The 14,880-nt window shown below is 61.3% G+C and carries 16 protein-coding genes; 8 read left to right on the forward strand and 8 right to left on the reverse strand.

The window, feature by feature from the left end:
* Positions 1 to 48: 48 nt before the first annotated feature.
* Genes asd through AC1DVH_RS18250 form a run of 3 tightly spaced genes read right to left on the reverse strand, consistent with a single transcriptional unit; the run spans position 49 to position 3,323 of the window.
* Entirely contained in the window at positions 49 to 909 is an 861-nt protein-coding gene (asd, locus tag AC1DVH_RS18240) for an archaetidylserine decarboxylase (protein ID WP_477754982.1), read from the reverse strand.
* Positions 910 to 927: 18 nt separating this feature from the next.
* Complete coding sequence (gene rhdA, locus AC1DVH_RS18245) at positions 928 to 1,743, reverse strand: thiosulfate sulfurtransferase (protein ID WP_477754983.1); 816 nt, start codon at positions 1,741 to 1,743, stop codon at positions 928 to 930.
* Between the two features lie 41 nt (positions 1,744 to 1,784).
* The gene (locus AC1DVH_RS18250; RefSeq protein WP_477754984.1) at positions 1,785 to 3,323 is read right to left on the reverse strand and encodes an HDOD domain-containing protein; all 1,539 of its coding nucleotides are present in this window, start codon (positions 3,321 to 3,323) and stop codon (positions 1,785 to 1,787) included.
* A gap of 167 nt (positions 3,324 to 3,490) precedes the next feature.
* Between AC1DVH_RS18250 and motA the strand changes: the two genes are divergently transcribed.
* Both motA and motB read left to right on the forward strand, forming a co-directional pair.
* Entirely contained in the window at positions 3,491 to 4,342 is an 852-nt protein-coding gene (motA, locus tag AC1DVH_RS18255; RefSeq protein ID WP_150754807.1) for a flagellar motor stator protein MotA, read from the forward strand.
* A gap of 3 nt (positions 4,343 to 4,345) precedes the next feature.
* On the forward strand, positions 4,346 to 5,374 hold the full coding sequence (gene motB, locus AC1DVH_RS18260; RefSeq protein WP_477754985.1) for a flagellar motor protein MotB: 1,029 nt from the start codon (positions 4,346 to 4,348) through the stop codon (positions 5,372 to 5,374).
* A 51-nt stretch (positions 5,375 to 5,425) separates the two neighbouring features.
* Here motB and AC1DVH_RS18265 read toward each other — a convergent pair whose 3' ends face one another.
* The 4 genes from AC1DVH_RS18265 to rsgA all read right to left on the reverse strand — a co-directional run bounded on the left by AC1DVH_RS18265 (position 5,426) and on the right by rsgA (position 8,516).
* The gene (locus AC1DVH_RS18265; RefSeq protein ID WP_477754986.1) at positions 5,426 to 5,917 is read right to left on the reverse strand and encodes a toll/interleukin-1 receptor domain-containing protein; all 492 of its coding nucleotides are present in this window, start codon (positions 5,915 to 5,917) and stop codon (positions 5,426 to 5,428) included.
* A complete protein-coding gene (locus AC1DVH_RS18270; RefSeq protein WP_477754987.1) occupies positions 5,917 to 6,876 on the reverse strand; it encodes a caspase family protein in 960 nt (319 codons plus the stop codon). Before AC1DVH_RS18270 ends, AC1DVH_RS18265 begins: the two co-directional genes overlap by 1 nt.
* 2 nt (positions 6,877 to 6,878) lie before the next feature.
* On the reverse strand, positions 6,879 to 7,286 hold the full coding sequence (locus AC1DVH_RS18275; protein WP_477754988.1) for a TIR domain-containing protein: 408 nt from the start codon (positions 7,284 to 7,286) through the stop codon (positions 6,879 to 6,881).
* Between the two features lie 198 nt (positions 7,287 to 7,484).
* Positions 7,485 to 8,516, reverse strand: coding sequence for a small ribosomal subunit biogenesis GTPase RsgA (rsgA, locus tag AC1DVH_RS18280; RefSeq protein WP_477754989.1), 1,032 nt, complete (start codon positions 8,514 to 8,516; stop codon positions 7,485 to 7,487).
* A gap of 106 nt (positions 8,517 to 8,622) precedes the next feature.
* On the opposite strand from rsgA, the gene orn reads away from it, so the two are divergent.
* On the forward strand, positions 8,623 to 9,165 hold the full coding sequence (gene orn / locus AC1DVH_RS18285) for an oligoribonuclease (RefSeq protein WP_007995036.1): 543 nt from the start codon (positions 8,623 to 8,625) through the stop codon (positions 9,163 to 9,165).
* Between the two features lie 157 nt (positions 9,166 to 9,322).
* A complete protein-coding gene (locus AC1DVH_RS18290) occupies positions 9,323 to 9,934 on the forward strand; it encodes a trimeric intracellular cation channel family protein (protein ID WP_477754990.1) in 612 nt (203 codons plus the stop codon).
* Here the strand turns inward: AC1DVH_RS18290 and queG are convergent.
* The gene (gene queG, locus AC1DVH_RS18295) at positions 9,916 to 10,995 is read right to left on the reverse strand and encodes a tRNA epoxyqueuosine(34) reductase QueG (protein ID WP_477754991.1); all 1,080 of its coding nucleotides are present in this window, start codon (positions 10,993 to 10,995) and stop codon (positions 9,916 to 9,918) included. The genes AC1DVH_RS18290 and queG overlap by 19 nt on opposite strands.
* A gap of 63 nt (positions 10,996 to 11,058) precedes the next feature.
* Between queG and AC1DVH_RS18300 the strand changes: the two genes are divergently transcribed.
* The 4 genes from AC1DVH_RS18300 to mutL form a co-directional block, all read left to right on the forward strand.
* On the forward strand, positions 11,059 to 12,558 hold the full coding sequence (locus tag AC1DVH_RS18300; protein WP_477754992.1) for an NAD(P)H-hydrate dehydratase: 1,500 nt from the start codon (positions 11,059 to 11,061) through the stop codon (positions 12,556 to 12,558).
* Positions 12,546 to 13,016 carry a tRNA (adenosine(37)-N6)-threonylcarbamoyltransferase complex ATPase subunit type 1 TsaE gene (gene tsaE / locus AC1DVH_RS18305; RefSeq protein WP_007973252.1) on the forward strand — a complete coding sequence of 157 codons (471 nt, stop codon included), beginning with the start codon at positions 12,546 to 12,548 and terminating at the stop codon, positions 13,014 to 13,016. Before AC1DVH_RS18300 ends, tsaE begins: the two co-directional genes overlap by 13 nt.
* On the forward strand, positions 13,017 to 14,447 hold the full coding sequence (locus AC1DVH_RS18310) for an N-acetylmuramoyl-L-alanine amidase (protein ID WP_477754993.1): 1,431 nt from the start codon (positions 13,017 to 13,019) through the stop codon (positions 14,445 to 14,447).
* On the forward strand, positions 14,444 to 14,880 hold a 437-nt coding region (mutL, locus tag AC1DVH_RS18315), incomplete at its 3' end, for a DNA mismatch repair endonuclease MutL (protein WP_477754994.1). The genes AC1DVH_RS18310 and mutL, both read left to right, overlap by 4 nt.

Raw genomic sequence — 14,880 nt, forward strand, 5'->3', positions numbered from 1 at the left:
CTATGCAATCGCGAGCAAGCTCGCTCCCACATTAGATCAGAGTAAGGATCAGGCTTTTGGTGAGCCCATGCCCTGACCCATCTGCACCGCTGTACCGGCGGTCATTTCTTCAGCCCACTTCACTTGATCCGGCCCGAACAGCACGACAGCGGTCGAACCCAGCTTGAAGCGACCCAGTTCTGCGCCTTTTTCCAGGTGGATCGGCGCGCGTGCGGCTTCGTCGTAGCGGAAGGTTTTCAGCTCACGTTTCGGCGGCGTGACTAGACCGGCCCAGACGGTTTCAATCGATGCAACGATCATTGCGCCCACCAGCACCACGGCCATCGGCCCGCGCTCGGTGTCGAAAATGCACGCCACGCGTTCGTTGCGGGCAAACAATTCCGGAACGTTTTCAGCGGTGGTCTGGTTGACCGAGAACAGACGACCCGGGATGTAGACCATCTCGCGCAGGGTGCCGGCCAGTGGCATGTGCACGCGGTGATAGTCCTTCGGCGACAGGTAGATGGTCGCGAAGTCACCGCCCATGAACGGCGCAGCATTTGCCGCATCGCCACCCAACAGTTCCAGCACGCTGAAACTGTGACCCTTGGCCTGGAACACGCGACCGTGCTCGATCGGGCCGAGCTGGCTGATCGCGCCGTCAGCCGGGCTGAGGATCGCGTCCGGGGTTTCGTCCAGCGGACGGGCACCGTCTTTCAGTGCACGGGTGAAGAACGCGTTGAAGTGCTCGTAGGCGGTCAGGTCTTCGACCAGGGCCTGGGACATGTCCACCTGATAACGCTTGGCGAACCAGGCGGTGAACGCATTCTTGAACCAGCGCACGCGGCATTCGGCGATGCAGCCGGCCAGTCGCGAGAGCAAGTTGTGGGGCAGCAGGTACTGGCCGAGGAGAAACAGACGCTTGTTCATTAACGGTCCTTAAAAATCTCAAATTTCTACCGGGGTATCGGGATGGTTGCCCCATTCGCCCCAGGAGCCGGCGTAGCCTTTGACCCGCGGATAACCGAGAGCCTTGGCCACCAGATAGGTGAAGCCAGAACGATGGTGGGTCTGGCAGTGGGTAATCACTTCTTTGTCTTTGCTGATCCCGAGTTGTTCGAGGATCTGCGGCATGTCGGTGCGGATGCGCAGCTGGCGTGCCTTATCCATGCCGGCGGTCCATTCGAAATTGACCGCGCCGGGAATGTGGCCACCCTTGGCTGCCAGGACTTTCTCGCCGGAGTACTCCAGCGGGCCGCGAGCATCCCAGATTGCCAGGTCGGCGGCGCCGAGTCGGCTTTGCAGGTATTCGCGGGTGGCGGTGGGTTCATCGTGCAAGGTCAGTGAAACCGGGCCACCCACGGGTGGCGGGATCTGGATCGACATGGGCAAACCTTCTGCCAGCCAGGCCGGCAGGCCGCCGTCGACATAGTGGTACTTGCTGTGGCCGATGACATCCAGCAGCCAGATGAAGCGCCCGGCCCAACCACCGCCTTCGTCGTCATACACCACATAGATCGCATCGGGGTTGTGTCCCAGCTCACCAAACAAGGTTTCGAGTGCGGCCTGCGGGGGCATCAGTCCCGGGGCGGGGGCCTGGCCGAGCTGCGTGCGTTTCGGATCGACAAAGTGCGCGCCGGGAATGTGCCCTTCGGCGTAGCGGGCGGCACTGGTCAAGTCCACCAGAATCAATTCGCGAGCGTCGAGGCGAGGGAGCAAGTCGCTCGGCTCGATCACCAGCGGCAAGCCAGAGAAGTCAGACATGTGAGGTCTCCAGAGCACAAAAGGGGGGATTGTAGCGCAGCTTATTGGCCACGGTGGCTAAAGCTGTGCAGGGCTTTCTCGATGCACTGCGCGGTTTTGCCGAAGGCCTGTACGGAAATTTCCGAAAACGGTCCGCCGCCCTGGTCCGCCACGACGATCATGATCACCCGGCCATTATTGGCCAGCGAGCGTAGCAGCAGGTGTTCGCCGCTGAACTGCGAACGCAGGCTGTTGGGCAGCAGCGCCGAGAATTGCGCGTTGTTGGCTGGAGTCAGGCGCACCTGGGCCTGTTGCGCGAGCAGGCGTTGCAACACGTTGCTCTGGCTGACCACGAAGTTCAACCCGGCCGCTTCCTTCGGCAGACCGGCCGTCTGGTGCGCGCGCAGGTTGGCTTGGGTGCGGTCGGCCATCAGGATCATCACCCGACGCATGCCGCAGGCTGCGAGGGCGTCCCGGGCGGCGATGGTCAGGTGCATGGCGTTGGTGAAGCGACTCGGCTCGGCCAGCAATTCGGCACATTGCTTGCGCCACTTCGCCAGGTCTTCGGCGGTGGGTGCCGATGCCGGCAGCAGCCCGGCGTGGATACGATTCATGCCCCACGGCCAGATCAGTGATTCGGCGGGGTGCCAGAGGTCGGGCATGGCGTGTTGGCGTGCGCTGTTGGCAGCTTGCTGGTGCAGTTGCTGTTGCACCTCGTCCATCGGCATTTGCAGGTAAAGGCTGGTCAGGAATTGCCAGCGCTCACTGTGCGGGCTGTCCCAGGCGTGTTGCGCCGACAGTGCCAGCCCATTGGCCAGCAATACCGTATTGGCCGGTTGATTGAGCCAGCGGCGCAGGGTCGGGTCGTCATCGAGACGGTTCTGCTGGCGCAGTGGATGCTCGCTGTCACGGGCGATGCGCAGGACTTTCACCAGTTCCCGCTGTTCAGTGAGCAGCAGTCGATAGCCCTGCTGCACCCAGATCGGCAAGCGCCAGATCTCCACCATCGCCTGGCCGATCTCCAGCAGGCGTACGCCAAGCAATTGCTTTTCGACTTTGCATGCGGACTCGCCTTTGTGGATGACCCGCAACTCCCATTCTTCGAGCAGTTTTGGATGGGTCAGCGCCAACGGCCACAGGGGCGAAAGAAACAGCAGGCTGCCCCAGTGGATGTCCTGCCACAGCCGCGCCAGGCGGCTGGCGAAAAAACCGTTGGCCTGTTGCGTGGCGTGCTGGCTGATCATCTGCAGCTGACGCAAGGCTTTGGGGATCTCGGACCGGGGTTCGGCGGGCAGGCGCGCGAGCAGTTCTTCCGTGCGCTTCAAGCCGAGGCGGTTGATTGCAATTTCAAGGTTTTCCGCAGGTTCGGTCATGCTGCCATGGGTATGCCGGTTGGCTTCGCGAATCACGCTCAAGGCCAGGGCCGGACTGCCTTGCATCAAGTCAGCGATGTCGCGCAGCGAGCTGCGATTGTCACGGATGGCCTTGCAGACCCGGTCGTGACTGGCTTGCGGAACCGGCAGGCGTACGCCATCGAGAAGCTTGACCCAGCCTTCGAGAGTGGTCGGTTTCGGGGTTGGAACGTTCGTTTCGTTAACCATGGTGGGAGGCGATCATCGTCAACATTACCTGTGCCCGGATGGGGTCAAATCAGTTTTTCGCCTGAACTGGCTATAGTCTGGCGCAGTTTTGCCGATAAGGAGAAGAAGAGATTTTTTAACTTCCGAATATGACCTTGAACCCGACTCAGTAAGTGCTCTCCTAACCTATGGCTAAAATTATCGGCATCATCGTCGTATTCGCGAGCGTGCTCGGCGGATACGTGCTTTCCCACGGCAAGATTGCCGCCTTGATTCAGCCTTTCGAGGTCATGATCATCGGTGGCGCCGCCCTTGGTGCATTCTTGCAGGCCAACCCCGGCTACATGACGATGCACGTGCTCAAGAAGTCCCTGAGCATGTTCGGCTCGCGTTTCAATCACGGCTTCTACCTTGAAGTGCTGGGCCTGATCTACGAGATCCTCAACAAGAGCCGCCGCGAAGGCATGATGGCCATCGAAGGCGACATCGAAGATGCCGCCGCGAGCCCGATCTTCGCCAAGTACCCGACGGTCCTCAAGGACGAGCGCATGACCGCGTTCATCTGCGATTACCTGCGCATCATGTCCTCCGGCAACATGGCTCCCCACGAGCTGGAAGGCCTGTTCGACATGGAGCTGTTCAGCCTCAAGGAAGACCTGGAACACCCATCCCACGCCGTAAACGGCATTGCTGACGCCATGCCCGGTTTCGGTATCGTCGCGGCGGTACTGGGGATCGTGGTGACCATGGCTTCGCTGGGTGAGGGCGATCAGAAGTCCATTGGCCTGCACGTGGGTGCGGCACTGGTGGGTACCTTCTTCGGTATTCTCGCCGCCTACGGCTTCTTCGGCCCTCTGGCCCATTCCCTGGCCCACGATGCCAAGGAAGAACTGAACGTCTACGAAGCCATCAAGGCCTCGTTGGTGGCTTCGGCTTCCGGCATGCCGCCATCGCTGGCCGTGGAGTTCGGGCGCAAGGTCCTGTACCCGGCGCACCGTCCAAGCTTCGCCGAGCTGGAACAAGCGGTTCGCGGTCGTTAAGTTATGGAAAACAATCAGCCGATAATCATCAAGCGCGTCAAGCGCATCGCCGGCGGGCACCACGGGGGCGCCTGGAAAATCGCCTTCGCCGACTTCGCCACGGCGATGATGGCGTTCTTTCTGGTGTTGTGGCTGCTGTCCACCGCCACGCCGGAACAGAAGATTGCCATCGCCGGTTACTTCAAGGACCCGATCGGCTTTTCCGAAAGCGGTACGCCGTACATCATCGATCTGGGCGGCACGCCGACCCTGGCGCCGGAAAACACCCTCAACCCTGAAGTGAAGTCCCAGCCGCAGCCGGACAAGGTCACCATCGATACCGACCAGGTCGAAGGCATGGCCGAGCAGGTCGAAAAGGAGCGCCTCGAGCTGTTGCTGCAAGAGCTGCAGAACAAGGTCGAAGAAAACCCGCAGCTGCAGAAGTTCAAGGATCAGATCCTGTTCGAAATCACGCCGGACGGCCTGCGTATCCAGATCATGGACGCGGAAAACCGCCCGATGTTCGACTCGGGTTCAGCCCGTCTGAAACCGTATTTCGAAGACATCCTGCTGGCCATGGCCGACACCATCAAAGCGGTGCCGAACAAGATCAGCATCAGCGGCCACACCGATGCCAAGCCGTACACTGGCACGGGTGACTTCGGTAACTGGGAGCTTTCGGCCAACCGTGCCAACGCCGCTCGGCGTGCGCTGGTGGCGGGCAGCTATCCGGATGCGCAGGTGGCGCGCGTGGTCGGTTATGCCTCGTCGGCCCTGTTCGATCGCGAGCATCCGTTCAATCCGGTGAACCGCCGTATCGACATCGTGGTGCTGACGAAGAAAGCCCAGCGTGCGATCGAAGGTTCGCAAGGGGCGGAGCCTACGCCTGATGTTCCGCAAGGTTCGGCTGCACCAGGCGCCACACCGGCTGCACCGGTCGATCCGAACGCGTTGCCGGCGGACAAGGAACCGCTGCCGGCCCACGAACTGCGCGAGCGTCTGAACCTGTTCGATGATCCGGCACCGAAACCGGGTGAGCCGCCCAAGCAGTGACCGACAAAAAAGCCGACAGCGATGTCGGCTTTTTTGTCGGCGTTTTCTACGTTAAAAACCGCGGGTGATTCGGGATTTGAGATCGGCGTGAAAGCGATCCGCATTGGATTTGTTGACGCTGCGCACCGACTCGCTACCTGTCACCGATTCCAGCGACATCGAGCGCTTGAGTGTCGCTTCGTTGCGATAGGCATCGATAAAGAACTCGATGTCCCGGTCGCTGATCAGCTTCGGCCATTTATCGAGGTACAGCGGCAGCTCTGTCGGGCCGGTCTTGAACGAGCAGATACGCCGATTAGTGATAGTCGCCTCGCCGATTTCGAACGGCACCCACCAGGACAGCGCGGTTTTCTCCGACACCACCGCCAGCAGGTGCGTGCATTCGCTGATGTTGCGGGTGATCACCCCGGTGATGTCATCGGTGGTCTGGGATTCGATATCCAGTACGTCGAGGTAGGTCTTGATATTGGCCTGGATCAGGCGCCCGTTGATTTTGACCGCGTGGGCACGATCCATGTGGCGGTAGCTGATAAACACTGGCATCAGAAATGTCCCTTGATCGCGAGTTCGCGGTAATAGGCGCCGAGGGCGGTGAGGCGGCAGCCGGTGGCGTGGATGGCGGCGTAGTACATGTGTTCGGCGTCCACCGGTTCGACCAGGCTGTGGCGGTTGCACTTTTGCAGTTGGGCGAAGACTTCGCCGTGTTCCGGGTTGAACTCGGGTTCGGTGGGCTCAAAGCTGGAGGCGAGGGGGTACACCGACTCCGCTTCGGCAAACCATTCGGGGAGTTTGCGCAGGATTTCCTTGGGGATCAGCGGCGACACTTCGCGCAGGGAAATGAACTGCGAGACGTTGGTCTTGAACACCGGACGCTGTTCCCAGGCGTCGAGGGCATTGTCGACAAACGAATAAAGGCTGCCGGGAGTGATCTTGCCCAGGATGTTCGCTGCACCACCGTGCAGGGCCTGGAGCAGCAATCCGGTGAACACGCCGTGCTGCACGCCCTCCATCGCCGGCTCTTCCTTTTTGCAGGCGGTCAGGATGGTCATGCCTTCGCCGACCACGCTGCCTTCACTGCGCAAGGCGCGCAGTTCGCCGGCCGAGCCGCTCTGGCAACAATCGAGAATGATCACTTTGTTCTTGATCTTCGTGGCCTTGCTCGCCCAGTTGAGGATGTCGCTGAGGCGAATCCCGTCCTTGGCGCTCTTGTAGTCCTGCGGGATCAACATGCCTTCGTCGGTGTCGGTATCGAAGCTGCCGTGGCCGGCGAAATACAGCAGCGCGACGTTGCAGTCCCCGGCAAACAGCTCGCGGATCTGGTCTTCGAGTTTTTCCCGGCTCAGGTAGTCCTCGGCGGAGGTCAGTACGATGTTCTTGAAGTTCGGATCGCCATTGGCATCGGTCTTCAAAACGGACGCCATGGCCATGGCGTCATTGCTGCAACCGCTCAGGCGCGATACATGGGTGTAGTCGTTGATGCCGATAAACAGTCCCTTGCGCATGGTTACACCGCCGTATGCTGGCGAATCGCATCGATGATGCTGTTGGTGTTCCACGCACATTCGGCATGTGCCGCGTCACGTACCACCGTGGAAATGCGCTCGGCACCGAACGGCTTGATAGCAATGATCACCTTGCCCATGCGCTTGGCGATCTCGATTTCCTTATTGATCCACTTGCTGTAGGTGGAGTACATCCCGGCCATGATCAATACCGCCGAACACGGGCGAATCTTGTTTTCGATGGCCTCCTCAAGTTGTTTGTCGGTTTTCGCGCCGACAATCGGGTTGTCCGGTGGCACCGAAAAATTCTTGTAGGTGAAACCGGGCTTGGCGTTGAGCAGGCGCACGAAATTGTCGTGGGCGTCGGGGTAGTTCCACGAGTGGCTGATGAATAGATGGTAGGTTTGCATGGGTGTCCCTCGGTGTCGCAGGAGTGCGAAGAGGGTTTGAACTTAGGTGAATACAGGGCGGCCACAAGGTGTCGGCGCGGAAAGAGAAATGCCCTACAAGCGAGCGTGCGCGCGCCTTACAGAAAGGTCTGATATTTAAGCAGGGGAAGATCCAGCCGCCGGCCGCCCCGCTGAAGGCAGGGCGGTCGGCATGTCTGTTTAGTAGCCGTTTTCCGGCAGGCTGGCGATGATCGAGCGGTAGCTGTTCATCCGTTGCTGCTGCACGCGGCCGTCTTCAAGGGCCTTGAGCAGGGCGCAGCCGGGTTCGCGATCATGCTTGCAGTCACGGAAGCGGCAGGTGCCAAGCAGGTCGTTGAACTCGATGAAGCCGGCTTCGACATCGGCACGGCTGACATGGCCCAGGCCGAACTCGCGGATGCCCGGGGAGTCGATCAACTCGCCGCCGCCGGGGAAGTGGAACAACCGCGCGGTAGTGGTGGTGTGGGTGCCCTGGCCGGACAGTTCGGACAACGGGCCGACACGGGCTTCGACTTCCGGCAGCAGGCTATTGACCAGCGACGATTTGCCGACACCAGACTGGCCGACGAACACGCTGATGCGTCCGTCGAGTTGCTTCTGCAACTGCTCCATGCCGTTGCCGTGGTGCGCCGACACTTCCAGCACCGGATAGCCGAGGGTGCGGTAAACCGCGAGCAAGGCATTCAGCGCTGGTGCGTTGTTGTCGTCGATCAGGTCGAATTTGTTCAGCAGCAACAGAGGCTTGATGCCCGCATGCTCGGCCGCCACCAGATAGCGGTCGATCAGGTTGGCGTGGGGCTCGGGCAGCGGTGCAAACACGATGACGATCATGTCGACGTTCGCCGCAACCGGCTTGAGCTGACCACGGCTGTCCGGGCGACACAGCTCGGTGTTGCGCGGCAGTTGCGCCACGATCACGCCGATACCCTGGTTGCCGGCGCGCCAGACCACCTGATCGCCGGTCACCAGCGCCGGCAGGTTGGCGCGCAGGTGACAACGGAATACCTGGCCGGCCAGTTCGCCGTCGCGGGCCTCGACTTCGACCTGCACGCCGAAGTGAGCGATCACCAGACCGTGCTGTTCCGGGCCCAGATCGCCGCCCTCAAGCGCCTCGACAGCCGAGGACTCGCGTTTGGCGGCGCGGGCAGCGCGTTCGCCCTGAATCTTTTCGATGCGCCAGTTTTGACGACGATTGAGTTGGCGTTTGGCCATGGGTGTTCCGTATAAAGAATGCAGCGATTAGGTAAAACGGCCGCGAGTTTAGCACGCCCGGCTACCGGCCTAGGCTAAACTGCGCAGCATTGCCTAGGAGCCAAACATGCAAAACCCACAGAACCTGATCTGGATCGACCTGGAAATGACCGGTCTGAACCCGGACACCGACGTCATCATCGAAATGGCCACCATCGTCACCGACAGTGACCTGAACACCCTGGCCGAAGGTCCGGTGATCGCCATTCACCACAGCGACGAAATCCTCGCTGGCATGGATGAGTGGAACACCCGTCAGCACGGCGGTTCCGGGCTGACCCAACGGGTTCGCGACAGCCGCATCAGCATGGCCGAAGCCGAAGCCGAAACCATCGCCTTCCTGGAAAAGTGGGTGCCGAAGGGCAAGTCGCCGATCTGCGGCAACAGCATCTGCCAGGACCGTCGCTTCCTTTATACCCACATGAAATCTTTGGAAAGCTATTTCCACTACCGCAACCTCGACGTGTCCACGCTCAAAGAGCTGGCCGCGCGCTGGGCACCGGACGTGCGTGACAGCTTCAAGAAGGGCAGTACCCACCTGGCTCTGGACGACATCCGCGAATCCATCGCTGAGTTGCAGCACTACCGCAAGCATTTCATCAAGTTCTGATACGGCCCACGGTCCTTGTGTAGGAGCTGCCGCAGGCTGCGATCTTTTTATCTTGAAAATCAAAGTCAAAAGATCGCAGCCTGCGGCAGCTCCTACAGGGGGTTGTAGGCTTTGGTGAACTGAGTAGACTGCGCGCCTTTTTGCAAGGATCGCCACCATGCTGCTGATGCTCTACCTGATCGCCATCACCACCGAAGCCATGACCGGCGCCCTGTCTGCAGGGCGTCGTGGCATGGACTGGTTCGGTGTGGTGCTGATCGCTTGCGTCACGGCGCTGGGGGGCGGGTCGGTGCGTGATGTGCTGCTCGGGCATTACCCGCTGACGTGGGTCAAACACCCGGAATACCTGGTGCTGACCACGGCTGCCGCCATGATCACAGTGTTCACGGCGCGCTGGATGCGCCATCTGCGTTCACTGTTTCTGGTGCTCGATGCCATGGGGCTGGTGGCGTTCACCCTGATCGGCTGCATCACCGCCCTGGAAATGGGCCACGGCATGTTGGTGGCCTCGGTCAGCGGCGTGATTACCGGCGTCTTCGGTGGCATCCTGCGGGACATTTTCTGCAACGATATTCCGCTGATCTTCCGGCGTGAGCTCTATGCCAGCGTCTCGTTTGCGTCGGCGTGGTGCTACATGCTCTGCATCTATCTGCAATTACCCGATGAGCAATCGATTCTGATCACCTTGTTCGGCGGTTTTCTGCTGCGCTTGCTGGCAATCCGTTTTCATTGGGAAATGCCCAAGTTCGTCTACAACGACGAAGCCTGACGTTCGGCGTGTTGCCGCAACGCCCATTCGACATGCTCACGCACCAGTTCCGAAGGATGCTGCCGTCGCGCCTTCAGCGCTTCCAGCACCGGAATCGTTGAAGGCGCATTGCCCAACCCCACCGCCAGGTTGCGCAACCAGTTTTCGTAACCGGTCCGGCGCAGCGGCGAGCCTTCGGTGCTTCTCAGGAATTTGTCTTCATCCCACATGAACAGTTCCGCCAGCCCGGCATTGTCCAGATTGTGCCGCGGCTTGAAGTCGCTTTCCCCGGACGGGCGGGCGAAGCGGTTCCATGGGCAGACGATCTGGCAGTCATCGCAACCAAACACACGATTGCCGATCAGTGGCCGCAGGTCTTCAGGGATGGCGCCTTTGAGTTCGATGGTCAGGTAGGAAATGCAGCGTCGGGCATCCAGCACATAGGGGCCGACGAAGGCGTTGGTCGGGCAAATGTCGAGGCAGGCGCTGCACCTCCCGCAGTGTTCGGTGGCGTGGGGCGGGTCGACCGGCAGCGGCAAGTCGACGAACAGTTCGGCGAGGAAGAAATAACTGCCTGCCTTGCGATTCAAGACCAGGGTATTTTTGCCGATCCATCCAAGCCCCGCCTGTTCGGCGATGGCTTTTTCCAGCACCGGCGCGCTGTCGACGAAGGCGCGATACCCAAACGGGCCGATCTCGGCCTGAATTTTTTCCGCCAGTTGTTGCACGCGTTTGCGGATCAGCTTGTGGTAATCGCGACCCAGGGCATAACGGGAGACGTAGGCTTTTTCCGGTTTGGCCAACACTTTCGCCATTTGGGTGTCGCCGGCCAGGTAGTCCATGCGCAGCGAAACCACGCGCAAAGTGCCCGGCACCAGCTCTTCGGGGTGCGAGCGTTTGCTGCCGTGGGCGCCCATGTAGTCCATTTCGCCGTGGTAGCCGGCTTCGAGCCAGCGTTCCAGGTGCTGCTCATGCTCGGCCAGGTCGAGGCCGCTGATGCCGACTTGCTGGAAGCCCAGCTCGCGGCCCCAGTCCTTGATGGATTGGGCGAGGGCGGGCAGGTCTGTGGTAATAGCGGGCATGAGACGAGAGAAACCGGAGCTGAGGTGCGTATAATTCTGCCAGACATCGGAGCCCGAAGACGCATGCCGCACACTAAAGATGAATTACCCGACGCGCTGTATAGCGCCGCCCAGGTGCGAGCACTCGACGCGAGCCTGATCGCCGCCGGCGCAGCGGGCTTCGAATTGATGCAGCGCGCGGCGCGGGCGACGTGGCGGGCGCTGGTGCGGCAATGGCCGACAGCGAGCGAATTGAGCGTGCTGGCCGGTCATGGCAACAATGCCGGGGACGGGTATCTGGTGGCTGTGTTGGCCCAGCGTGCCGGTTGGTCGGTGCGGGTGCTGGCGGTGGGGGATCCGCAGCGCTTGCAGGGTGATGCGGCGTTGGCCCATGCCGAGGCGGTGTCTGAAAACGTGCTCATCGAGCCCTGGACGGCACAATCCGGATTGCGCGGTATTGTGCTGGATGCTTTGCTTGGTACCGGCCTGAGCGGCGATGTGCGTGAGCCGTATGCCAGCGCCATCGCCGCGATCAATGCCAGCGGACTGCCGGTTGCGGCAGTGGATATTCCGTCAGGGTTGTGCACTGATACGGGCCGCATCCTTGGTCATGCCGTGCATGCCGACCTGACGGTCACGTTCATTGGCTTGAAGGTGGGGTTGTTCACCGGTGATGCGGCGGATGTGGTCGGCGAACTGGTGTTCAATGACTTGCACGCCGATTCGCAGTTGATTGGTGGCGCGGCGTTCACCGCTCGTCGTCTGACGGCCGCTAACCTTCCGCGTCCAGCGCCCCGGACCCCGACCTCCCATAAAGGCCGATTCGGCCATGTGCTGCTGATCGGTGGTGATCGCGGGTTGGGTGGCGCGATCCTGCTGAGCGCGCAAAGTGCGCTGCGTAGCGGGGCGGGCATGGTGTCGGTGGCGACTCGCAGCGAACACGTGTCCGCCGCGCTGGCGCGGATCCCCGAGGCGATGGTGCTGGGCACTTCGTCGGCCAATCAGTTGATGGTTTTGCTGCAAAAAGTTTCCGTGTTGGTTGTCGGTCCGGGGCTGGGGCAGGCGGGTTGGGGGCGCAGCTTGTTGTCGGCCGCCGCCAACGCACCGCTGCCGCAAGTCTGGGACGCCGATGCGCTGAACCTGTTGGCCGAGGAGCGTGTGAGTTTGCCCAAGGATTGCGTGATCACCCCGCATCCGGGCGAGGCGGCGCGTTTGCTTGGAATGAGTACGCTACAGGTTCAAGCCGATCGACCGGCAGCGGCCCATGCATTGAGCAAAAAATATACAGCTGTCGTCGTCTTAAAAGGTGCCGGCAGCCTGATCGCCCATCCCGATGGGCGTCTGGCGCTGTGTCATCAGGGGCACCCGGCCATGGCCACCGCCGGTTTGGGCGATGTGTTGGCCGGGTTGATCGGCGCATTGCTGGCCCAGGGCATGGAGCCATTTGACGCAGCCTGCCTGGCGGTCTGGCTGCATGCCAATGCCGGCGAGCAACAAGGAAAATTGGGCCGTGGGCTGGCGGCCAGTGATCTGATTCCAGCCATTCGTCAGTTGTTGGAGGAGCAAGCACCGTGTCTGAAGTAACCCTGTACCTGGCTGATGAGCAGGCCATGAGCGACTTTGGCGCACGCATTGCCCGAATCACCCAAGGCCATGGCCTGATCTTCCTCGAGGGCAACCTGGGGATGGGCAAAACCACGTTGTCCCGAGGCATCATTCGCGGCCTGGGGCATGTCGGGGCAGTCAAAAGCCCGACCTTCACCCTGGTTGAGCCCTACGAGATCGGCGACATTCGCGCCTTCCATTTCGATTTGTACCGTCTGGTCGATCCGGAGGAACTGGAGTTCCTCGGTATCCGCGACTACTTCGAAGACGATGCCCTGTGTCTGATCGAGTGGCCCGACAAAGGTGCAGGCTTTTTGCCAAAGCCCGACCTGACCATTACCATTAGCCCGCAAGACAGCGGGCGTTCGCTGAAAATTTTATCCCAGGGCTCGCGTGGCGAGGCCTGGTGTGCCGCTTTGGCATTGGAATCCAAATAGATGATGGGGTTAGGTATGCGCTTTCGCGCGTTGGTGGCTGCCGTAGGGGTGTTGTTTTTGGCGGTGACCGTCGACGCTGTGGCCGATTCGAAGGTCAACAGTGTTCGTCTGTGGCGGGCACCGGACAACACACGACTGGTGTTTGACCTGACCGGCCCGGTGCAACACAGCGTCTTTACCCTGACGGCTCCGGATCGCCTGGTCATCGACATCAATGGCGCGACCCTCGGTGCGCCGCTCAACGTCAACACCTCGAACACCCCGATTACCGCCATGCGCTCGGCTCAACGCACGCCGACCGACCTACGGGTGGTTATCGATCTGAAAAGGGCGGTAACGCCGAAGAGCTTCTCCCTGGCGCCGAACGCCCAGTACGGCAACCGGTTGGTGGTCGATCTGTTCGATAACGCCGCGGATGCCGCTCCTCCTCCAGCGCCAACACCGTCGGTCGCCACGGTGCCCGCCGTGCCGGTCACACCTGCGGAACCGGCGATCAAGTTGCCACCGGCCCCGGCCGGCAAGCGCGATATCATTGTGGTGATCGACGCCGGTCACGGTGGCGAAGACCCGGGGGCTTCGGGTTCTCGCGGTCAGCGTGAAAAAGACGTAGTACTGGCCATCGCCCGTGAATTGCAACGGCAGGTCAACGGCATGAAAGGCTTCCGCGCCGAACTGACCCGTACCGGTGACTACTTCATTCCGTTGCGCGGCCGTACCGAAATTGCCCGCAAGAAAGGCGCCGACCTGTTCGTCTCGATTCATGCCGATGCCGCGCCTTCTGCCGCCGCTTTCGGTGCTTCGGTATTTGCCCTGTCTGATCGCGGCGCGACTTCGGAGACGGCCCGTTGGCTGGCCGACAGCGAAAACCGTTCCGACCTGATCGGTGGTGCCGGCAACGTCAGCCTCGATGACAAGGACCGCATGCTCGCTGGCGTGCTGCTCGACCTGTCGATGACCGCATCCCTGACGTCCAGCCTGAACGTTGGCCAGAAGGTGTTGAGCAACATTGGCCGGGTTACGCCCCTGCACAAGCAGCGGGTCGAGCAGGCCGGGTTCATGGTGCTGAAGTCGCCGGATATTCCGTCGATCCTGGTGGAAACCGGGTTTATCTCCAACGCTGACGAAGCCTCGAAGCTTGCTGCGTCCAGCCACCAGCAGGCGCTGGCGCGTTCGATCAGCAGCGGCGTGCGCCAGTTCTTCCAGCAGAACCCGCCGCCGGGCACTTACATTGCCTGGCTGCGCGACTCCGGCAAGATTGTGCAAGGTCCACGTGACCACCGCGTCAACCCGGGCGAGACCCTGGCGATGATCGCCGTGCGCTATCAAGTGTCGCCCGCCACCCTGCGCAGCGCCAACAACCTGTCGAGCGATGAGCTCAAGATCGGTCAGCACCTGACTATTCCGGGCACTGAACTGGCGGCCAAAGAATGAATCAAGTCGTGAACAACAGCGCTCGCATCGAGCTGCTCAGCCCGCGACTGGCGAACCAGATTGCCGCGGGTGAGGTGGTCGAACGCCCGGCTTCGGTGATCAAGGAACTGCTGGAAAACAGCCTCGACTCCGGCGCTAAACGCATCGACGTCGATGTGGAGCAGGGCGGCGTCAAGCTGCTGCGGGTGCGCGACGATGGCAGCGGCATTTCCGCCGATGACCTGCCGCTGGCCCTGGCCCGTCACGCCACCAGCAAAATCCGCAACCTGGAAGACCTCGAGCAGGTCATGAGCCTGGGGTTTCGCGGTGAGGCCCTGGCATCGATCAGCTCCGTGGCGCGCCTGACCCTGACCTCGCGCACCCGCGACGCCGATCAGGCCTGGCAGGTCGAGACCGAAGGCCGGGACATGGCGCCTCGCGTGCAGCCCGCGGC

This window comes from Pseudomonas sp. P4_C3, assembly GCF_056402075.1.